Origin of the sequence: Microbacterium sp. ZW T5_45, from assembly GCF_044987415.1 — a bacterium.
Lineage (GTDB): Bacteria > Actinomycetota > Actinomycetes > Actinomycetales > Microbacteriaceae > Microbacterium.
Genome location: NZ_JBJDRJ010000034.1, coordinates 1 through 19,651, shown reverse-complemented (window position 1 = coordinate 19,651; position 19,651 = coordinate 1). Strand labels below are relative to the sequence as shown.

Annotated in this window: 21 protein-coding genes; 11 read left to right on the top strand and 10 right to left on the bottom strand. The window is 69.5% G+C overall.

Annotated elements, in window-relative coordinates:
- The first annotated feature begins 11 nt into the window (after nt 1–11).
- The 9 genes from ACI3KS_RS15430 to ACI3KS_RS15390 all read left to right on the top strand — a co-directional run bounded on the left by ACI3KS_RS15430 (nt 12) and on the right by ACI3KS_RS15390 (nt 8,466).
- A complete protein-coding gene (locus ACI3KS_RS15430; protein ID WP_404919427.1) occupies nt 12–1,049 on the top strand; it encodes a zinc-binding dehydrogenase in 1,038 nt (345 codons plus the stop codon).
- Nucleotides 1,046–2,224, top strand: coding sequence for an L-rhamnonate dehydratase (gene rhmD / locus ACI3KS_RS15425; protein ID WP_404919426.1), 1,179 nt, complete (start codon nt 1,046–1,048; stop codon nt 2,222–2,224). Before ACI3KS_RS15430 ends, rhmD begins: the two co-directional genes overlap by 4 nt.
- 25 nt (nt 2,225–2,249) lie before the next feature.
- Nucleotides 2,250–3,104, top strand: coding sequence for a fumarylacetoacetate hydrolase family protein (locus ACI3KS_RS15420; protein WP_404919425.1), 855 nt, complete (start codon nt 2,250–2,252; stop codon nt 3,102–3,104).
- 122 nt (nt 3,105–3,226) lie between these two features.
- The gene (locus tag ACI3KS_RS15415; protein WP_404919424.1) at nt 3,227–4,165 is read left to right on the top strand and encodes an ABC transporter substrate-binding protein; all 939 of its coding nucleotides are present in this window, start codon (nt 3,227–3,229) and stop codon (nt 4,163–4,165) included.
- Nucleotides 4,162–5,208 (top strand): FecCD family ABC transporter permease, encoded by a 1,047-nt coding sequence (locus ACI3KS_RS15410; protein WP_404919423.1) that lies wholly within the window; start codon nt 4,162–4,164, stop codon nt 5,206–5,208. Before ACI3KS_RS15415 ends, ACI3KS_RS15410 begins: the two co-directional genes overlap by 4 nt.
- Nucleotides 5,205–6,245 carry a FecCD family ABC transporter permease gene (locus ACI3KS_RS15405; RefSeq protein ID WP_404919422.1) on the top strand — a complete coding sequence of 347 codons (1,041 nt, stop codon included), beginning with the start codon at nt 5,205–5,207 and terminating at the stop codon, nt 6,243–6,245. Before ACI3KS_RS15410 ends, ACI3KS_RS15405 begins: the two co-directional genes overlap by 4 nt.
- Entirely contained in the window at nt 6,238–7,056 is an 819-nt protein-coding gene (locus ACI3KS_RS15400; RefSeq protein WP_404919421.1) for an ABC transporter ATP-binding protein, read from the top strand. Before ACI3KS_RS15405 ends, ACI3KS_RS15400 begins: the two co-directional genes overlap by 8 nt.
- The gene (locus ACI3KS_RS15395; protein ID WP_404919420.1) at nt 7,053–7,904 is read left to right on the top strand and encodes a siderophore-interacting protein; all 852 of its coding nucleotides are present in this window, start codon (nt 7,053–7,055) and stop codon (nt 7,902–7,904) included. The genes ACI3KS_RS15400 and ACI3KS_RS15395 overlap by 4 nt, the downstream gene beginning before the upstream one ends.
- 22 nt (nt 7,905–7,926) lie before the next feature.
- Nucleotides 7,927–8,466: a GNAT family N-acetyltransferase gene (locus ACI3KS_RS15390; protein WP_404919419.1), complete on the top strand. Its 540-nt coding sequence runs from the start codon at nt 7,927–7,929 to the stop codon at nt 8,464–8,466.
- Nucleotides 8,467–8,491: 25 nt separating this feature from the next.
- On the opposite strand, the gene ACI3KS_RS15385 is transcribed toward ACI3KS_RS15390, so the two are convergent.
- The 8 genes from ACI3KS_RS15385 to ACI3KS_RS15350 form a co-directional block, all read right to left on the bottom strand.
- A complete protein-coding gene (locus ACI3KS_RS15385) occupies nt 8,492–9,847 on the bottom strand; it encodes a dihydrolipoamide acetyltransferase family protein (protein WP_404919418.1) in 1,356 nt (451 codons plus the stop codon).
- 112 nt (nt 9,848–9,959) lie between these two features.
- Nucleotides 9,960–10,940 carry an alpha-ketoacid dehydrogenase subunit beta gene (locus tag ACI3KS_RS15380; protein WP_404919417.1) on the bottom strand — a complete coding sequence of 327 codons (981 nt, stop codon included), beginning with the start codon at nt 10,938–10,940 and terminating at the stop codon, nt 9,960–9,962.
- Between the two features lie 133 nt (nt 10,941–11,073).
- Complete coding sequence (gene pdhA / locus ACI3KS_RS15375) at nt 11,074–12,237, bottom strand: pyruvate dehydrogenase (acetyl-transferring) E1 component subunit alpha (protein ID WP_404919416.1); 1,164 nt, start codon at nt 12,235–12,237, stop codon at nt 11,074–11,076.
- Between the two features lie 76 nt (nt 12,238–12,313).
- Nucleotides 12,314–13,147: a hypothetical protein gene (locus tag ACI3KS_RS15370; RefSeq protein ID WP_404919415.1), complete on the bottom strand. Its 834-nt coding sequence runs from the start codon at nt 13,145–13,147 to the stop codon at nt 12,314–12,316.
- Entirely contained in the window at nt 13,144–13,848 is a 705-nt protein-coding gene (locus tag ACI3KS_RS15365) for an ABC transporter ATP-binding protein (protein WP_404919414.1), read from the bottom strand. Before ACI3KS_RS15365 ends, ACI3KS_RS15370 begins: the two co-directional genes overlap by 4 nt.
- Nucleotides 13,845–14,255: a GntR family transcriptional regulator gene (locus ACI3KS_RS15360; RefSeq protein WP_404919413.1), complete on the bottom strand. Its 411-nt coding sequence runs from the start codon at nt 14,253–14,255 to the stop codon at nt 13,845–13,847. The genes ACI3KS_RS15365 and ACI3KS_RS15360 overlap by 4 nt, the downstream gene beginning before the upstream one ends.
- A 141-nt stretch (nt 14,256–14,396) precedes the next feature.
- A complete protein-coding gene (locus ACI3KS_RS15355; protein WP_404919412.1) occupies nt 14,397–15,608 on the bottom strand; it encodes an MFS transporter in 1,212 nt (403 codons plus the stop codon).
- 186 nt (nt 15,609–15,794) lie between these two features.
- Nucleotides 15,795–16,862 carry a histidinol-phosphate transaminase gene (locus ACI3KS_RS15350; protein ID WP_404919411.1) on the bottom strand — a complete coding sequence of 356 codons (1,068 nt, stop codon included), beginning with the start codon at nt 16,860–16,862 and terminating at the stop codon, nt 15,795–15,797.
- A gap of 185 nt (nt 16,863–17,047) precedes the next feature.
- On the opposite strand from ACI3KS_RS15350, the gene ACI3KS_RS15345 reads away from it, so the two are divergent.
- Nucleotides 17,048–17,452, top strand: a complete 405-nt coding sequence (locus ACI3KS_RS15345; RefSeq protein WP_404919410.1) for a phage holin family protein — start codon at nt 17,048–17,050, stop codon at nt 17,450–17,452.
- A gap of 21 nt (nt 17,453–17,473) precedes the next feature.
- Here the strand turns inward: ACI3KS_RS15345 and ACI3KS_RS15340 are convergent, their stop codons facing one another.
- The gene (locus ACI3KS_RS15340; RefSeq protein WP_404919409.1) at nt 17,474–18,760 is read right to left on the bottom strand and encodes a hypothetical protein; all 1,287 of its coding nucleotides are present in this window, start codon (nt 18,758–18,760) and stop codon (nt 17,474–17,476) included.
- A complete protein-coding gene (locus tag ACI3KS_RS15335) occupies nt 18,757–19,020 on the bottom strand; it encodes a hypothetical protein (RefSeq protein WP_404919408.1) in 264 nt (87 codons plus the stop codon). The genes ACI3KS_RS15340 and ACI3KS_RS15335 overlap by 4 nt, the downstream gene beginning before the upstream one ends.
- A 200-nt stretch (nt 19,021–19,220) precedes the next feature.
- Here ACI3KS_RS15335 and ACI3KS_RS15330 point away from each other — a divergent pair.
- Nucleotides 19,221–19,651, top strand: a 431-nt coding sequence (locus ACI3KS_RS15330) for a low molecular weight protein-tyrosine-phosphatase (protein WP_404919450.1), incomplete at its 3' end; no start/stop codon positions are given.

Here is a 19,651-nt window from a genome sequence, read left to right as displayed (position 1 = left end):
GGAGACCCACCATGCGCGAGCTGGTACTCACCGAGATCGGACGCCTCGACGTCCGCGACGCCCCCGTGCCCTCCCCCGGACCGGACGAGGTGGTCATCAGGGTCGTCGCCACGGGGATCTGCGGATCCGACGTGCACGGCTACACCGGCGAGAACGGCCGGCGCCATCCTGGCCAGGTGATGGGCCACGAGTCGAGCGGCACGATCGCCGCTCTCGGCGCCGGTGTCGAGGGACTCGCGGTCGGCGCACCCGTGACGTTCAACCCCGTCGTCATCCCCGCCGAGGATGCCGAGGCCTACGCAGGCCGAGAACAGCACCACCCCGGCAAGTACGTGATCGGCGTCGCGGCGGAGATCCCCGCGTCCTTCGCCGACTACGTCGTGGTCCCCGCGCGCAACGTCGTCACGCTTCCCGCCGACCTGCCCATCGAGCTCGGCGCGCTGATCGAGCCTCTGGCGGTCGCCGTCCACGCCGTGCGGCGCCTGCCCGCCGACAGCCTCGGCCGCGTACTCGTGATCGGCGGCGGGCCCATCGGACAGTCCGTGGTCATCGCTCTGCGCGACGCCGGCGCCCGGGCGATCATCGTCAGCGAGACGGATGCCGCGCGCCGAGAGCTCGTGCAGAAGCTCGGCGCCGAGGTCGTCGATCCCTCCCTGGGCTCGGTCGTCGACCAGCTGCACGAGCGCGGCGGACTCGCCGACGCGGCGATCGACGCGGTCGGCATCACCCCGACCGTGCGCGATGCGCTCACGAGCACCGTGCTCGGCGCTCCGATCTGCCTCGTCGGGATGGGATCGCCACAGATCGCCCTCGACGCGTTCCTCGTCAGCACCGAGGAGCGGTCGCTGATCGGCAGCTTCACCTACGGATCCGCGGACTTCACGCACGCCGCCCGGATCATCGGCGGCGACCCCGACACGTACCGCGCTCTCATCAGCCGCGAGATCGACGTCACCGAGGCGGACTCCGCCTTCGCCGCACTCGCCGCCGGCGACGGCACCCCGGGCAAGGTCCTTGTCCGGTTCGACCGAGAGGAACTCACACGATGACCGGCACCCCCACGATCCGCGAGGTCCGCGCCTACACGGTGCGCGGCGGCGGAGCGGACTATCACGACCAGGGCGCTGAGCACTGGATCGACGACCACATCGCGACGCCGATGAGCGTGTATCCGGAGTACCGGCAGTCACGTCAGAGCTTCGGGATCAACGTGCTCGGCACGCTCGTCGTCGAGATCGAGGCCAGCGACGGCACCGTCGGCTTCTCCGTCACGACGGCCGGCGAGATCGGAGCCTTCATCGTCGAGAAGCACCTCGCGCGCTTCCTCGAGGGTCGCGCGGTCACCGATATCGAGCGCATCTGGGACCAGATGTACAAGTCGACGCTCTACTACGGACGCCGGGGAGTCGTGCTCAACGCGATCAGCGGCGTCGACCTCGCCCTCTACGACCTGCTCGGCCGCATCCGCCAGGTGCCCGTGTTCGAGCTGCTGGGCGGCCCTGTGCGCGATGAGCTGCAGTTCTACGCCACGGGCGCCCGCCCCGACAGGGCCAAGGAGCTCGGCTTCATCGGCGGCAAGATGCCGCTGCACCACGGCCCCGCCGAGGGCGAGGAGGGCCTGCGGAAGAACATCGCGATGCTCGCCGACATGCGCGAGAAGGTCGGCGACGACTTCTGGCTGATGTACGACTGCTGGATGGCGCTCGACGTCGACTACGCCACCCGCCTCGCGCACGCGGCATCCGACTACGGCCTGAAGTGGCTCGAAGAGGCGCTGATCCCCGACGACTACTGGGGTTACGCCGAGCTCCGCAAGCGCGCGCCCTCGTCGATGATGATCACCACGGGCGAGCACGAGGCCACCCGATGGGGCTTCCGCCAACTGCTGGAGACCGGGGTCGACCTGATCCAGCCCGACGTCGGCTGGTGCGGCGGCATCACCGAGCTCATCAAGATCTCGGCCCTGGCCGACGCGCACGGCACCATGGTCGTGCCGCACGGCTCCTCGGTGTACTCGTACCATTTCGTGGTGACCCGCACGAATAGCCCGTTCGCGGAGTTCCTCATGATGCACCCGACAGCCGAGGAGGTCGTGCCGATGTTCTCGCCGATGCTCGTCGGCGAGCCGGTTCCGGTCGACGGACGCCTGAAAGTGCCGGAGACGCCCGGATTCGGCGTCGAGCTGTCGGATGCCATCCAGAAGCACCGCCCTTACACCCACTGATCCGCACTGACCAGGAGCACGACACATGGAATTCCTCCGACTCGGCGATGCCGGCGCCGAAACCCCCGCGGTGCGCCACAACGGCCGCATCCTCCGCCTCGACGGTCTGACCGCCGACATCGACGGCGCCTTCCTCGCCGATGACGGCATCGGTCGCACGCGTTCCGCGCTGGACGCCGGCGAGCTGCCCGTGTTCGAGGGCGCCGATCTGCTGCGGGTGGGCGTTCCCATCGCCCGCCCGCAGGCCGTGCTCTGCATCGGCCAGAACTACGCCGCGCACGCCGCCGAATCGGGCGACGCCCCGCCATCGGTGCCGATCCTCTTCCACAAGCATCCGAATACCGTGGTCGGCGCGTTCGACGACGTGCTGATCCCGCCGGGTGCCGAGAAAGTCGACTGGGAGGTCGAGCTCGGCGTCGTCATCGGCACCCGCGCCCGCTATCTGTCCAGCCCTGAGGAGGCGCTCGAGCACGTCGCCGGCTATGTCGTGTCGCACGACGTCTCGGAGCGCGCCTTCCAGGTGGAGCAGTCCGGCGGACAGTGGTCGAAGGGCAAGAACGCCGAGACCTTCAACCCGCTCGGCCCGGCGCTCGTGCCCGCCGACGAGGTCGACCCGCAGAACCTGCGTTTGTGGTCGACCGTCAACGGCGAGTCCCGTCAGGACTCGAACACGGCGGACATGATCTTCACCGTCGCGCAGATCGTGCATCACCTCTCGCAGTATCTCGTGCTCGAGCCGGGCGACCTCATCAACACCGGCACGCCCCAGGGCGTCGCCCTCTCCGGCCGGTTCCCCTACCTCCGTGCCGGAGACGTGGTGGAGATCGGGATCGACGGGCTCGGCGCGCAGCGTCAGACACTGGTTCCCGCGGTCGTCTGATCGTTCGCGGATCGAGGGCGGGCCGAGGCTGCGCAGCCCGGCCCGCCCTTCTACGCAAGTGGCACCGGGATCCGAGGATTGGTTAGCATTACCTAACACCCCGTCCTCGAAAGGCCCTCATCGTGCCCGCACGCGCTCGACGCTCCCCGTTCCCCCTGCTCGCTCTCACGGCATCCGCGATCCTGCTCCTGAGCGGATGCTCGACCGGCACCGAGGCCCCGTCGGCCGACGTCGCCGACGACACGGCCGCCGTCCGTGAGGTGACGCATGCCCGAGGCACCACAGAGGTGCCCACCGATGTGGAGCGCGTCGTCACCCTCGAGCCGCTCGAGCTCGACACCGCCGTCGCGGTGGGCATCACACCGGTCGGAGCGGCCGTGGCCTCGAACGTCAGCACCACCCCCGCCTATCTCGATGCGGATGGGGTCGAGGCCGTCGGCACAGTCCCCGAGCCGGATCTCGAGGCCATCGCGGCGCTGAAGCCCGACCTGATCCTCGGCACCGAGGCGCGCCACTCCGCGCTCTACGAGCAGCTCTCCGCGATCGCACCGACCGTCTTCATCGAGACCCAGGCCGACCCCTGGCGCGACAACGCCCTGCTGATCGGCGAGGCGCTGAACAAGGAGGACGAGGTCGCCGATCTGCTGACCTCGGTCGACGAGCGCTGCGCGAGCATCGCCGACGAGTACGGTGTGGACGGTCAGACGGCGCAGCTCATCCGTCCGCGCGACGAGACGACGCTGAGCCTCTACGGACCGGTCTCGTTCGCCGGCAGCCTGCTGGAGTGCGTCGGCTACACGATCCCCGATCAGGACTGGGCCGACGGTCTGCAGGCCGACATCTCCCCCGAGAACGTCCTCGACGCGCAGGCCGACGAGGTCTTCGTCACGACCGCCGATGTCGACGACGCCGGCACGATTCCCGCGGCGCTCACCCAGAACGCCGCCGCATTCCCGCAGGTGACCCTCGTCGACACGAGCTACTGGGTCTCAGGCGTCGGGCCCAAGGGCGCCCACGCCGTGCTCGACGACATCGAGAAGCACCTCGAAAAGAGGCGATGACGGTCACCACCGAGGCGGGGCCGGCCACGGCTCCGCCTCGACGGCGTCGCCGCGGCCTGCCGGCCGTCGGCATCCTCGCGCTCGGCGTCGCTCTTCTCCTTGCGGTCACGCTCTCTCTCACGATCGGCGCGAATCCGCTGCCCCTCGACGAGCTGTGGCGCGCGGTCACTGGGGGCGGCACCTCCGAGACGCGCTTCGTTCTCGTCGAACTGCGCATCCCCCGCACCGTGGCAGGGATCGCGGCGGGGGTCGCCCTCGGCGTCGCCGGCGCCCTCGTGCAGGCGTACACCCGCAACCCGCTCGCGGACCCCGGGATCCTCGGCGTCAACGCGGGCGCCGCCCTGGCAGTGGCCCTCGGCGTCGCGCTGCTGGGATTGCACGGCCCCCAGGAGTACGTCTGGCTGGCGTTCCTCGGCGCGGTCGTCGTGACCGTGGCGGTCTACCTCGTCGGATCGTCGGGGCGCGGCGCCGCCGACCCCATCCGCCTGACACTCGCCGGCGTGGCGCTGGGCGCGGTGCTGTCGGGGATCACGACCGGACTCACCCTGAGCAACCCCGACGCCTTCGACTCGATGCGCAGTTGGAACGCCGGATCCCTCCTGTCCACGGGCATCGCCGAGATGGTCCCGGTGCTGCTGCTCCTGGCCGTGGGCGTCATCCTGGCAGCATTCCTCGCCCCTGGCCTGAACTCCGTAAGCCTCGGCGAGGACATCGCCCGCAGTCACGGGGCGAACGTCGTCGGCATCCGTATCGGCGTCATCGTGGCCGTCACCCTGCTCGCGGGAGGGGCCACCGCGATCGCGGGCCCGATCTCGTTCATCGGCCTCATGGTGCCGCACGCCATCCGCTGGGTCTTCGGGGTCGATCAGCGGACCATCATCGCGCTCTCCGCCGTGCTCGCACCCGTCATCGTGCTGCTCGCCGACGTGCTCGGCCGGGTGATCATCGCCCCCGCCGAGGTACCCGTGGGCATCGTGACGGCGCTCATCGGCGCCCCGGTGCTCATCGCGCTGGCACGTCGACGGAAGGCGAGCTCGCTGTGAGCGCCACCCACCCCGGCCGCATCCTCGTGGGCGTCGGCCCGATCCGGATGCCGGTGCGCACACGCAGCCTCGTGGTCACAGCCGTGAGCATCGCCGCGTTGATCGTCCTGCTGGTCATCTCGCTCGGGATGGGGTCGTTCCCCCTGAGCCCCGGAGCCGTCGTCGACATCCTGCTCGGCGGCGGCGATGACCTCGACCGCACCGTCGTCCTGGAGTGGCGGCTGCCGCGCGCCCTCGCCGCGATCTCGGTCGGCGCCATGCTGGCGATCGCCGGGTCGCTGTTCCAGAGCGTCACCCGCAACCCGCTCGCCAGTCCCGACATCCTGGGGCTGTCGAACGGCGCCTTCACCGGAATGCTCGTCGCACTCGTGCTCGTCTCGCCCAGCCCGTCCGCACGCACGATCGGCGCCCTGCTCGGCGCGCTGGTGGCCGCGGCCCTGATCTGGCTGCTCGCCGCCCGCGGCGGGGTGCAGGGGTTCCGGCTGATCATCGTCGGCATCGGCGTCTCGGCGATGCTCGCGTCCCTGAACACCTGGATGCTGCTGCAGATCGAGCTCGAGACGGCGATGTTCGCCTCAGCCTGGGGCGCAGGGTCGCTGAACGGCGTCACGGCGCAGACCCTCGTCATCGCGCTCCTGTGCGCGGCGCCCGCAGTGCTCGCCTCCGCAGGGCTGGGACCGCGGCTGCGCCAGCTCGATCTCGGCGACGACGTCGCCGCGGCGACCGGGGCGAGACCCGCCGCGGTCCGCACCGGGGCGATCGTCATCGGGGTGGTCCTCGTGGCCGCCGCGACGACGGTCGCAGGCCCCGTGGCCTTCGTCGCGCTCGCGGCACCCCAGGTCGCGCGGCTCCTCGCGCGCACCGCATCCCTGTCGTCCGGGCTGTCGGCGCTTGTCGGAGCCGTGCTCCTGCTCGCGTCCGACATCGTCGCGCAGCATCTGCTCCCCGTCGTGCTTCCCGTCGGCGTCGTCACCGTCTCGGTCGGCGGCGCCTACCTCGTCCTCATGATCGTCCTGGAGATCCGCCGCCGTGCCTGACGTCATCCCTTCCGCCGCCCGCCTGCGGGCCGAGAGCATCAGCCTGTCGTACGACCGCACCGAGATCGTGCACGACCTCACGACGGAGATCCCGCCGGGGTCGTTCACCGTGATCATCGGCGCCAACGCCTGCGGCAAGTCGACGCTGCTCCGGGGCCTGTCACGGCTGCTGCGCCCGACCACGGGGACAGTCATCCTCGACGGGGCGGATATCTCGGCGCTTCCGGCGAAAGAGCTCGCCCGTCGGCTGGGGCTGCTGCCGCAGACCGCGATCGCGCCCGACGGCATCACCGTCGCCGACCTCGTCGCCCGTGGGCGATATCCGCACCAGACGATGTTCCGGCAGTGGTCGACGAAGGACGAGGATGCCGTGCAGGAGGCCCTCGCCTGGACCGGGTCGACCGAGCTGAGCGGGCGCACGGTCGATGAGCTGTCGGGCGGCCAGCGACAGCGGGTCTGGGTGTCGATGGCTCTCGCGCAGGACACGGATCTGCTGCTGCTCGACGAGCCGACCACCTACCTCGACGTCGCTCATCAGGTCGACCTGATGGAGCTGTTCGCAGACCTGAACAGTCGAGGACGCACCATCGTCGCCGTCCTGCACGACCTGAATCACGCAGCTCGCTATGCGACGCACATCATCGCGATGCGCGCCGGTCGCATCGTCGCGGAGGGGCCGCCCGCCGAGGTGATCACGAGCGAGCGGGTGCACGAGGTCTTCGGCCTGGCGAACGTCGTGATCGAGGACCCGGTGACCGGAGGCCCCCTCGTCGTGCCGCTGCGCGGCACCGCACGGACGGAGAACATGTGACCCTCGAACGGCCATGGGCGTACAGCGCCTTCCGCGTGACCGTCGCTGCCCGCAGGGTGCTGAGCCCCGGCTTCATCCGCCTCACCTTCGCGGGACACGACCTCGTGCACTTCGCCCCGTGGGGTGCCGATCAGCGCATCAAGCTCGTCCTTCCGCTCGCCGACGGAACGTTCGCCGACTTCGGCCTGCTCGACGAGCCGACGCCTCACCCCTCCGACTGGTACACGCGGTGGAAGGCGCTCCCCGAGAACGAGCGCAACGTCCTGCGCACCTACACGCCCTCCGGCATCCGCCCAGAGGCGCGGGAGGTCGACGTCGACTTCTATCTGCACGATCCGGCCGGTCCCGCATCCGCCTGGGCCGCGGCGGCGCGTCCCGGCGATACCGCCGTGATCAACGGGCCGGATCGACGGATGGGATGGACCGGATACGGCCTGCACTGGATTCCCGGAGAGGCGACGCGCTTCCTGCTCATCGGGGATGAGACGGCGTTCCCCGCGGTGCGCAACATCCTCCGCGCGCTGCCGGAGGGCGCGCGCGCCGACGTCATCCTCGAGTGCGAGGACCCCGCCGACGACACGGTCTCGGCCGACGCCGGCCCCGATGTCGGCATCCGCGTCGTTCCGCGCGGAGGTTCCGTGCCGACCGGTGCCGAGCGGGCCGTCGCCGACTGGGCAGCCGGGCACGGATCCGAGGTGCGCGACGACCCGTGCTTCTACGCCTGGATCGCCGGGGAGACCGGCACGACCACGCGCATCCGCCGCATGCTCACTTCAGAGATCGGCATCCCGAAGGACCGCGTCTCGTTCCTCGGCTATTGGCGCGTCGGCGGGCCGCTCACCGGGTGAGGTCCCCTGCTAGCGTCCTGAGGTGATCGATTTCCCGCTGCGCACCGCGCGACTCGTCCTGAGCCCGCTCGCGCCCGACGATCGGGAGGCGTTCCTCGCGTACCGACAAGACCCGGAGGTGGCCCGCTGGCAGTCCTGGACACCGGACTACAGCGCCGAACAGGCCGATGCGCTGCTCGCGGGTCAGCCCGCCGAGCTCGTGTCGGAGGACGGGCAGTGGCTCCAGATCGGGGTGCGAGCGCAGGACGGTGGACTCGTGGGCGACGTCGCGGTGCACTCCCTCGCCGACCAGCCCGACACCTTCGAGATCGGGGTCACGCTCGCGAGCTCCCACCAGGGTCACGGCTTCGCCCGAGAAGCCGTGCGGGCTGTGGTCGGAGCACTCTTCGCGAAAGGCGCCCACCGGGTGATGGCCCAAGCGGACGCCCGCAACCTCGCATCGGCCCGCCTCTTCGAGGCTCTCGGCTTCCGCCACGAGGCCCGGCACCGGGATGCCGACTGGTTCAAGGGCGAGTGGTCGACGCTCGACGTCTGGGCGCTGCTGCGCTCGGAGTGGACTTAATTCGCCGTCGCCGGTGCGGCGCGCGTCAGTCGACGAGCAGCGCAGGCTCCTCCAGCACGCTCGCGACATCGGCGACGAAGCGGCTCATGGCGTCGCCGTCGACCACGCGATGGTCGAACGATCCGGCCACCGTCGTCACCCAGCGCGGACGCACCTCGCCGTCGACGACCCACGGCTTCTGGCTGATCGTGCCCATCGCGATGATGCCGGCCTCACCGGGGTTGATGATCGGGGTGCCGGCATCCATCCCGAACACGCCGATGTTGGTGATCGTGATCGTGCCGCCCTGCTGATCGGCCGGGCTCGTCTTGCCCTCGCGCGCCGTCAGAGTGAGGCGGTTCAGCGCCCGGGCGAGGTCCTTCATGCCGAGGTCCTGGGCGTCCTTGATGTTCGGGACGAGCAGGCCGCGCGGCGTCGCCGCCGCGATGCCGAGGTTCACATAGTGACGCACGCGGATCTCGGCGCCGTTCTCGGTCTCCACCCAAGCGGCATTGATCATCGGAGTGCGGCGGGCGGCCCAGATCACGGCGCGCGCCATGATCAGCAGCGGCGAGACACGGATGTCGGCGTACTCCGGAGCCGCCTTGAGGCGCTTGACGAGCTCCATCGTGCGGCTCGCATCGACCTCCTTCCACACCGTGACATGCGGCGCCGAGTACGCGCTCTGCACCATCGCCGACGACGTCGCCTTGCGGACGCCCTTGACGGGGATCGACTCGGTGCGGTCCGCGTCGTTCGAGGCGGATGCCGGTGCCGGCGCGACTCCGCGCGCGAGGCCGACCGGCGCAGCCTGCGGTGCGGGCACGGTCTCCTCACGGACGGCGCCCCACTCGGGCGTCTGGATGTTGCGGAAGACGCTCGCCTGCGAGGCATGGGTCATGACGTCGTCACGGGTGACCTCGCCGTCGGCGCCGGTCGGGGTCACGGCGGTGAGGTCGACGCCCAGATCCCGGGCGAGCTTGCGGATCGGCGGCTTCGCGATCACGCCCACCGAGGAGCGCACGGGGCGCTCCGCAGGGCGCTTGCGACGAGAGGTCGCACCGCCGCCGCTGCCGTAACCGACGAGCACCGAGCCGCCGCCCTCCTCGGGCGCGGGCGCCTCAGCGGTCGCGACGTGTCCGGCGCCGGCATCGTCCCGCGCATCCGTCACGAACGTGATGATCGGCGAGCCGACCTCGACGGTCGTCCCCTCGGCGACGAGCAGCTCGCCGACCACGCCGGCGTGCGGCGACGGCAGCTCGACGAGCGACTTGGCCGTCTCGATCTCGCAGATCACGTCGTTGATCGCGACGGTGTCGCCCGGGGCGACCTTCCACGTCACGATCTCGGCCTCGGTCAGGCCCTCGCCGACATCGGGAAGGGTGAAGTTCTGCGTGCTCATTGCGAGTCCTTTCCATTCCGGTCATTGAGCGAGGAGCGAAGCGACGAGACGAAATGCGTATCCATCCGAGCGCGTTTCGTCTCGCTTCGCTCGCTCAACGACCAGTTGTACATCAGTAGGCCAGCGAGCGGTCGACGGCCTCGAGGATGCGGTCGGCATCCGGGAGATACGCGCCCTCGAGCTTCGCGGGCGGGAACGGGGTGTCATAGCCCGACACCCGCAGCACCGGTGCTTCGAGAGCGTAGAACGCGCGCTCCATGACGGTCGCCGCGACCTCACTGCCGAGGCTCGCGAACCCCTGCGCCTCCTGCGCGTAGACCATGCGCCCGGTCTTGCGCACGGAGCCGAGGATGGGCTCGTAGTCGATCGGCGACAGCGAGCGCACGTCGACGACCTCGCAGCTCGTGCCCTCGGCCTCGGCGAGCGCGGCCGCCTGCAGCAGCGTCGTCACCATGGCTCCGTGGCCGACGAGGGTCACGTCGGTGCCGGTGCGGACGACGCGCGACGCGTGCAGCGGAAGGGCGGATGCGTCGAGCTCGACCTCGCCCTTGGGCCAGTAGCGACTCTTGGGCTCCATGAAGATCACGGGGTCGTTCGAGCGGATCGCCTCCTGGATCATCCAGTAGGCGTCGTTCGGCGTTGACGGCGAGACCACGCGCAGACCAGGGGTGTGCGCGAAGTACGCCTCCGGGCTCTCCTGGTGGTGCTCGACGGCGCCGATGTGACCGCCGTAGGGGATGCGGATGACGATCGGCAGGCTCAGCGAGCCCTCGTGCCGGTTCGTGAGCTTCGCGAGCTGCGTCGTGATCTGGTCGAAGGCCGGGAACACGAACCCGTCGAACTGGATCTCGATGACGGGACGGAAGCCCGTCATCGCCAGACCGATCGCGGTGCCGACGATGCCCGACTCGGCGAGCGGGGTGTCGAGCACGCGCCTCTCGCCGAAGTCGCGCTGCAGGTGCTCGGTCACGCGGAAGACTCCGCCGAGCTTGCCGATGTCCTCGCCCATGAGCAGGACCTTGGCGTCGTCCTCCATGGCCTTGCGCAGACCGGCGTTCAGCGCCTTGCTGAACGGCATCGTCTCGAGCGTCATGCCTGCGCCCTCCCATCGGTCTCGAACTTCTGCGGCCATCCGCACCTTCTGCGGCCATGTTCTGCTGAATCGGCCGCAGAACCTGCGATCGCCCGCGGAACCTGAGCCGCCCGCGGAGCCTTCACCCGCCGCATCATGCCTGGCCTCCCTCGAACGACGCCTCGTAGCGCTCGCGCCACGCCTTCTGCTCGGCGATCAGCGGATGCGGCTCGCTGTACACGTGGTCGAAGATCTTGTCCGCCGTGGGCGGGCCGAGCTCAACGGTGCGTGCACGCAGATCCTCCGCGGCATCCGCCGCCTCCGCATCGACGTCCGCGAAGAAGGCATCCGAGGCCCCCTTGCCCGCGAGGAACGCACGCATGCGCACGATCGGGTCGCGCTCGGCCCAGGACTGCTCCTCGTCGGAGCCGCGGTACTTGGTCGGGTCGTCGCTCGTGGTGTGCGCGCCGAGACGGTAGGTGACCGCCTCGATCGCGCGTGGTCCACCGCCGGCCCGTGCCTCGTCGAGCGCGACGCGCGACACGGCATAACTGGCAAGCACGTCGTTGCCGTCGACGCGGATGCTGGGGATGCCGTAGCCGGCGCTGCGCTCGACGAGCGGGACGCGGGACTGGGTCGACACGGGCACCGAGATCGCCCAGTGGTTGTTCTGCAGGAAGAAGACGGTCGGCGCCTGGTAGCTGGCGGCGAAGACCATCGCCTCGTGCACGTCGCCCTGGCTGGACGCGCCGTCGCCGTAGTAGACGATGACGGCCTCGTCGCGCTCGGGGTCACCGGTGCCGGTGCGGCCGTCGAACGACAGGCCCATCGCGTACCCCGCCGCGTGCAGGGTCTGCGATCCGAGCACGAGGGTGTACAGACGGGTGTTGCCGTTCTTCGGGTCGGTCGGATCCCAGCCGCCGTGCGAGACCCCGCGCATGAGCTTGATGATGTCGACGGGATCGACGCCGCGGATGCGGGCGACGACGTGCTCGCGGTACGAGGGGAAGATCGTGTCCTGGGCGCGGACGGCGCGCCCGGAGCCGACCTGCGCCGCCTCCTGTCCGCGCGACGGCGGCCACAGCGCCAGCTGGCCCTGACGCTGCAGGTTCGTCGCCTGGGTGTCGATCGCGCGGATGGCGACCATGTCCCGGTAGAGCTGCTCGAGCTCGGTGTCACCGATGGCCTCGATCAGGGGCAGGTACTGCTCGGCCGCGGGGGTGGGTGCGTATCGTCCATCTGCGTCGAGGACGCGCACGAGAGGGGTCTCAGGAGAAGTCACGCGCTCCACGCTACCCGCGCCCGCATGCCCCGTCATGCATACCTAGGACGTCCATGCAACTGCCCGGAATCCGCAGGAATCCGGGCAGTTGCAGGTTTCAGAGCAGGAGCTTTCAGCGCAGCGAGGTGCGCCGCTCGACGCTGCGCGCTCCCCACCAGGCGGCGATCCCGATCGTCAGGACGGTGGTGAGCACGAAGCCGAGCCCGAGGACGCCGGTGGCCGCCGGCGTCGTGCCCTGCGCGCCCCTGCTGAGGGCGGCGATGAACTCCGGCAGCATCCCCCGGGGGACGAGGGTGCCGGCATCCGGCCCTGTAAGCACCAGCCCGACGGGGACGAACATGATGGCGGCGAAGGTCACCACCTGCATGACGACGTAGACGATCACCGCGCCGATCACCGCCGCCCCGAAGCCCAGGTGGTTGAAGCGGGCCTGCGCTCCGATCGACATCACGGCCGCTCCGACCACGACGAGGAACACGGTCTGCAGCAGCAGGGAGGCGACGGCCAGCCAGGCCATCCACGGGTCGACCATGCCCAGGCCCGTGCGCAGCAGGTCGAGGGGATCATGGTGCTGCGAGATCGAGAAGGCGATCGCCGCTCCCACCAGCGCGAGGGCGGTGAACAGCGCGGCGACCGCGGCTGCGGCCAACGCGTACAGCACCTTCGCGGCGAACAGCGTGCGCCCCGGCACGGGGATGGTCATCGTGAAGTAGCCCTCGCGCCCGTACATGGTGCGCCAGTAGTACCCCACGAGCACCCCGAACGCGACGACGACGATCGACACGGCGGCGATCACCCCGACGACGAGCCCGATGCTGCCGACGATCGGCACACGCAGCGCGGCGGTCATCAGCGATACGGCGGCGACGAGCAGCGCGATGCCGATCGTGGCACCGAGGGCCTTCTTAGTCGCACGGTAGTCCTGTGCGATGAGCGTGCCGATCATGACTTGTACACCTTTCGGAACAGGGCATCGAGGCTGGCGCCGTGCTCGGCGCGGAGCTCGTCGGCGCCGCCGTGCAGCAGCACCTCGCCGCCGCGGAGGAACAGCACGGAGTCGAGGATCTGCTCGACGTCCTGGATGAGATGGGTGGAGATGAGGAGCAGGGCGTCTTCGTCGAAGTTCGACAGGATGCCGCGCAGGATCACGTCGCGCGAGGCGGGGTCGACGCCGGAGATCGGCTCGTCGAGCAGATAGACCTGAGCCCGCCGGGACATCGCGAGCGAGATCTGGAGCTTCTCGCGCATGCCCTTCGACATCTCCTTCAGGGTGCGATCCCAGGGCAGACCGAAGAAGTCCACCATCTGCTGGGCCTTCGCCTCGTCGAAGTCGGCGAAGAAGCGCGAGTACAGAGCGATCGAGTCAGCCGGGCGGTGCGCGTCCGGCAGGAACGACGCGTCAGGCAGGAACGAAACCAGCGCCTTCGATTCCGGCCCCGGTTCGTGTCCGGAAATGCGCACCGCCCCCTCCCACTCGGCGAGGACACCCGCGAGGATCTTCAGCAGCGTGGTCTTGCCCGAGCCGTTGTCGCCCATCAGGCCGACGATCTGGCCGGGCGCCAGGCGCAGGTCGAGTCCGTGCAGGACGGTGCGTCCGCGATAGGACTTGGTGAGGCCGGTGACCTCGATCGCGAGCGGGGTGGTCATTGCGCTTCCTTTCCGGTCATGTCGTGCGGGGCCGCGGGTGCGGCGTATCCGTGTGTCGCCCAGCGCGTGGACAGCAGCTCCGTCGCCTCGACGAGGGTCATTCCGATGCCGTGCGCCTCGGCGGCGAACCGATCCGCTGCGGACTCGGCGAGGGCTGCACGGCCGCCCGCGACGGTGCCGTCGTCGGCGGTGACGAAGCGACCGGCTGTGCGCTCGGTCGCGGTGAGGCCCAGTCTGTCGATCTCGCCGAGCGCCTTCTGCACGGTGTTGGGGTTGACCCCGAGGTCGAGGGCGAGTTCGCGCACAGAGGGCACGCGCGCCCCGGCCGGCCACTCGCCCGCGACGATGCGCCGACGGAACTCGTCTACGAGCTGCGCCCAGATGGGACGGGAGTCATCGATCTGCATGCGTATCACTGTATTACAACAGTGACACAGATGTCCAGGCGGGTTCGATCGTGGTCGCGTTCCTCACGCGCTTGCTGTTCCAGGCGCTCGGACATGGAGCCGCCCTGCGATCGTGGACGGCTCCATGCCCATGTCGGCTGACTAGGCGACGGCCTCGTCCCGCCCCGCGTTCAGCGCTCCCGCCACGAGAAGAAGCAGAGCGGCGCCTGCGATGCTCCAGACGATTGCGGGTGGAGCGCCGGCCAACTGCAGTCCGACGCCGATGAGTGCGCTCCCGGCGGCTGAGCCGAGGTTGTGGCCGGTATTCACCCAGGTCGTCGCCGAGTTCTGGCGATGCTCGCCACCCATCGTGCCAGCGGTCATGTATCCGACGATCATGATCGGTGAGAGGAACAGACCTGCGACGACCAGAATCACCACCACGGCGACCGCGCCGGAGAAGATGGCCAGCCCCATGAGCACCGATGCCATCAACAGCGTGAGTGCAGCGAGCTGACGGAAGGGACTCGCTGACAGACGAAGGCGCCCGAAGATCAGGCCGCCGATCGCGCTTCCGCCCGCGAAACAACCCAGCGCGACACCCGCTGCCGTCGCGCCCCCGTCCCCCGCGAGGATGTCAGGTACGGCGACGCCCACCGCACCGGACAAGCCACCCGCGATCAGCACCGGGAGCACGATCGCGAGGAACCGTCTCTCCAGGATCAGCGGACGCTGGCCCCGGCCACTCGTCCCCGCCCTCGTCCGCGTCCCCATCTCACCTACTGCTGAGGTGGAGACGAAGAGCAGCCCTCCGACGAGAACCAGCACGGCAGGGCCGAGCAACACAGCCCCCGGGCTCGCGACAGTCAGCGCGACACCCGCCACTGCGGGGCCTGCCAGGTAGAGCAGCTCTTCGACGACCGCGTCCAGGCTCATGGCGCGTTTGAGAAGCTCCCCTTCAGGGACGAGCGAAGGCCAGGCGACTCTCATCGTCGGCCCGAGCGGCGGCGCGACCACTCCCGCCACGGCGCTCAGCGCCAACAGCAGGATCCCACCCGCCGAGAACAGAGTCGCTACGGCGACCGCGCTGATCGCCGTCGCGAAGAGGACGACCAAGATCGTCAAGATCCTGCGGGCGCCGAATCGATCAATGAACCACGCTCGTGCCGGTGCGAGGAAACTCGCACCGGCACCGTAGAGCGCGATCGCGGCACCGGCTTGAGCAATGGAGCCTGTCGCGTCGGTTACGGCGTACAACAGGGGAAGAAAGACGAGGGCGTATGCCGCACGTCCGATGAGTGCACTCCCGAACGTGACCGGGACTCTGGGCAATGTGAGCACGTCGAAGTAACGTGCCTCCGAAGTGGATGGCATGGAAAGACCTCATGCTGAAGAGCACGCGAAGCGTGCTGGTGAATAGGGATCGGTGAGGTGACGCGACCAGAAAGTCGCAGCTACCGATCAGTCACAGGCATGAAGCATGAGCACACTCTAGGCGATCCGGGAACGCGCGCGGACCATGAGACGGACCAGGCAGGGCCGCCGGCGTGAGCGGGACCGTCAGCGCAGTCGCGAGGCGACCTCGAGAACCCGATCGATCGACTGCTCCTCGCCGACGGAGATGCGGATGCCGTCACCCGAGAACGGACGCACGATGAGGTCGTTCTCGACGAAGGTCGCCGCCGCGGCATCCGTGTTCCCGCCCGTCGGGAGCCACACGAAGTTGGCCTGCGAGTCGGGGACGTTCCAGCCCTGTGCGCGGAGACCGCCGATGAGGCGGGTGCGGCGCTCGACGATCACCGAGACCCGTTCGAGCAGTTCCGCCTCGGCGTCGAGGCTCGCGATCGCGGCGTTCTCGGCGGAGGAGGTGACCGACAGCGGGATGCCGGTCGCACGTGCCGCGTCGAGCACCTTCTCGTGCCCGATCGCGTAGCCGATGCGCAGGCCCGCCAGGCCGTACGCCTTCGAGAAGGTGCGCAGCACCACGACGTTCGGATGCGTGTCGAACACGCGCTCCGCGAGTCCGTCGACGGCGTCGGGCGCGGTCACGAACTCGGCGTAGGCCTCGTCGAGGATGATCAGCACGTCGGAGGGCACTCGGGCGACGAAAGCCGCGAACTCGGACGAGGTGACGATCGGCCCGGTCGGGTTGTTCGGGGTGCAGACGATGATCGCGCGCGTGCGCTCGGTGACGGCATCCGCCATGGCGTCGAGGTCATGACGGGAGCCGGGCGCGAGCGGCACCTGCACTCCGGTCGCACCGGCGACGAGCGGCAGGCTCGGGTACGCCTCGAAGGAACGCCACGCGTAGATCACCTCGTCGCCGACAGATGACGTGGCGAGGATCAGCTGGTGCAGGATCGACACGCTGCCGGCGGCCACGTGGACCTGGTCGGTGTCGACGCCGTACTTCGCGCCGAGGCGCTCGCGCAGGCGGGTCGCCGTGGCGTCGGGGTACCGGTTGATCGGCGTCGTGTGCTCGAGAGCGGCGACGACCGAGGGCAGTGGGTCGAACGGGTTCTCGTTGCTCGACAGCTTGAACGCGTCGGGTCCTGCCTGCTTGCCCTGGCGGTACGGAGCGAGGGCGGCGATGGCGGGGCGGATGCGCGGCAGGATCGGGTCGGTCACGAGTCCGAGTCTATGGATTCCGCGATCATGCCGTCCGCGCAGTTGTCGCAGATCTTGCGACAACTGGGAACCTCCCGCAGCCCATCGGCCTGCGGACGGCGGGCCTCGTCACCCCGTCGGCGATGTACACAACTTCACGCGTGCGGCTGATATCTCCGCGGCTGCCGTGTGAGACTGAAGGGACTATGCGCTTCGTCATCAGAGTCGTCGTGAATGCGTTCGCCATCTGGGTGGTGACGCTGATCCCCGCGCTGCAGGTCGTCGTCACCGCCTTCGCCCCCGGCGAGACCCTGCAGCTCGTGCTGACGCTGCTCGCGATCGGTGCGATCTTCGCCGTCGTGAACACGATCGTGGGCACCGTGGTCAAGATCGTCGCCTTCCCGCTGTACATCCTCACCTTCGGCCTGATCGGTTTCGTGATCAACGGCTTCCTGCTGTGGCTGACCGCGGTGATCACGCAGCCGTTCGGATGGGGGCTCACGATCGGGAACTTCTGGTGGGGCGTGCTCGCCGCACTGCTGATCTCGATCATCAACGGGATCTTCGGCTTCATCCTGCGACCGCAGTCGAAGAAGTCGCGCCGCGACTGATCCACGCGGTCGATAGCGGCGTCACTTCTCCCGCTCCGCGTGGAACTCGGTGCGCTCGATCTCGACCGCGTCGTCCAGGCCGTCCCAGAAGTCGTCGAGGGATTCCATGCGGGGGTCTCCCGACTCTTCGGCGAGCTCCGCCGTCTCGATGTAGGTGTCGAGGTGGTGGGTCTGCAGCCACACGTCCTGGATCCCCGACACCGGGTCGCCCTCCCGCGACACGGTCACACTGTCGGGTGAACCGGTCCCACCCGGCGCGCCCCCGCCGGCGAGGCCAGAGACGAGATCGTCGGTGTGCCGGAATTGGATCAGCGTCTGGTCGTCCTCGAGCGTCGGCTCGACGGGGCTGCCCGCCGTGACCTGTACCTGCACGTCGTACTCGCTCTCCATCGCGAGGTGGGCGGCGATCATGCCCGACTGCGAGTGCGCGACGACGTCGACCTCGTCACCGGGCCTCGCCCCCGCTGCGGCGAGCGCGTCGAGCGTCGCCTGATACGACGCCGATGTCGTGCCTCCGTAGAGCTCGACGTTGGACTTCATGTCCCACGGCTCGCTGCCGCCGCTCTGCCACGGCAGGAAGTTCTGCGTGCCGACGAGATACGTCACGAACTTCGTCGAGCCGTCGGGCATCGTGTACTTCTCGACCGCGATCTGCGCGCCCGAGCCGCTCGGCATCCGTCCGAGCGCCTCCGAGGCGCTGCCCGGTGCCGTCGCCGGTGTCGAGGTCTTGACCGGGGTCACCGAGACGGGGTCGGCGGCACCGGAGAGCGTCATACCCGGCCAGATCTTGCCGAGTCCGGCGTGCGCGCCCATGGCCGCTGCGCCGAAGAAGAGCGGACTCAGCAGTCCTCCGGCGGTGTACTGGTTGTCGAGACCGGCGAAGCGGTCGTCGACCCACGACTGCACGAGCATCGTCGCCATGTCCGGGACGCGCGGATCACCCTGCGCGATCTCGTCCATGCGCGCTCGGAGCTCGTCCGCGGCGACGGCATCCGTCAGGGCGAGCGCGTCGGCCTCGGCCTTGAGGTCGACGTACTCGAACACATCGGCCATGAGCCTCACCCCGACCACCGCGGATTCGATGTCCTCGCGCAACGCCTCGGTATGCACACCGCTGGACCACAGCGCGGACGTGTCGACGTGCTCGGCGAGCCCCGGGGCGTCGACGATCCGCCGATACGCGGTCTCGATCGATGATCTGGCCTCGGCGAAGTCCGTCGCCAGGGCGGTCATCCTCGTCGCGACGTCCCGCAACGCCTCGGGATCGACCGAGATCGCTCCGCCGTGGTCGATCTCGATCCCGCTCACGATGCGGCCGCCTGATCGAGCTCCCACGATCTCGTCCGCAGGAGCGCAGCCTCGGCGCCCGCCGCGCTCTGCGCGTCGCCGAGCTTCTGATTCAGCGCCCGCACACCGTCGGCCGACCACTGCGTGTCGGCCGTCAGCGAGACCAGGGCGGCACCGGCCGCATCGAGCGAGTCGATGGCGCCGGCCAGCGCCTGTTGCGCGTGGAACCGCGCCCACATCTCGTCGAAGGAGCCGGTACCGGTGGTCATGAAGGAGGACATGGCGACAGCATCCGCTCTTCGACACCCCCGCGCGGCGCCGACGGGCGCATGCGCCGGGAGCCGTGGAGAGTCGGAATCCGGGGCGCACTGTGCAGGAGGACTCTGCGATCTGGCCCCCAGACCGGCACAATGGAATCGTGACATCCCCGGATCCCTTCCGCGTGGTCTTCGTCTGCACGGGGAACATCTGCCGCTCTCCCATGGCGGAGGTGGTGTTCCGCGACCTCGCGGCGCGGCAGGGACTGGGGTCGCGGATCGTCTCGCGCAGCGCCGGAACCGGTGACTGGCACCTCGGCGAACGGGCGGACGAACGCACTCTCGACGCCCTGGCCCGACGGGGCTACGACGGATCGAGCCATCGCGCGAAGCAGTTCACGACCGCGTCCTTCGCCGAGAACGACCTCGTGGTCGCGCTCGACCGCACGCACGAGCGCATCCTTCGCGAGTGGGCGCGCGACGAGGACGAGGAGGGCAAGGTCACCCTCCTGCTCGCCTTCGACCCGGACGCGAGCACGCAGGACGTGCCCGACCCCTACTACGCCGGCCCCGAGATGTTCGATGCCGTGCTCGCTATGATCGAGACGGCGACTCACGGCCTGTTCGGCCAGCTCGAACCGGCTCTCCGCCCGTC

Coding starts and splice junctions, on each gene's coding strand:
- ACI3KS_RS15370 (WP_404919415.1), bottom strand. CDS start 13,147: ATGATCGGCACGCTCATCGCACAGGACTACCGTGCGACTAAGAAGGCC.
- ACI3KS_RS15365 (WP_404919414.1), bottom strand. CDS start 13,848: ATGACCACCCCGCTCGCGATCGAGGTCACCGGCCTCACCAAGTCCTAT.
- ACI3KS_RS15360 (WP_404919413.1), bottom strand. CDS start 14,255: ATGCAGATCGATGACTCCCGTCCCATCTGGGCGCAGCTCGTAGACGAG.
- ACI3KS_RS15410 (WP_404919423.1), top strand. CDS start 4,162: ATGACGGTCACCACCGAGGCGGGGCCGGCCACGGCTCCGCCTCGACGG.
- ACI3KS_RS15430 (WP_404919427.1), top strand. CDS start 12: ATGCGCGAGCTGGTACTCACCGAGATCGGACGCCTCGACGTCCGCGAC.
- pdhA (WP_404919416.1), bottom strand. CDS start 12,237: ATGACGGGGCATGCGGGCGCGGGTAGCGTGGAGCGCGTGACTTCTCCT.
- ACI3KS_RS15335 (WP_404919408.1), bottom strand. CDS start 19,020: ATGTCCTCCTTCATGACCACCGGTACCGGCTCCTTCGACGAGATGTGG.
- ACI3KS_RS15355 (WP_404919412.1), bottom strand. CDS start 15,608: ATGCCATCCACTTCGGAGGCACGTTACTTCGACGTGCTCACATTGCCC.
- ACI3KS_RS15345 (WP_404919410.1), top strand. CDS start 17,048: ATGCGCTTCGTCATCAGAGTCGTCGTGAATGCGTTCGCCATCTGGGTG.
- ACI3KS_RS15420 (WP_404919425.1), top strand. CDS start 2,250: ATGGAATTCCTCCGACTCGGCGATGCCGGCGCCGAAACCCCCGCGGTG.
- ACI3KS_RS15380 (WP_404919417.1), bottom strand. CDS start 10,940: ATGACGCTCGAGACGATGCCGTTCAGCAAGGCGCTGAACGCCGGTCTG.
- ACI3KS_RS15385 (WP_404919418.1), bottom strand. CDS start 9,847: ATGAGCACGCAGAACTTCACCCTTCCCGATGTCGGCGAGGGCCTGACC.
- rhmD (WP_404919426.1), top strand. CDS start 1,046: ATGACCGGCACCCCCACGATCCGCGAGGTCCGCGCCTACACGGTGCGC.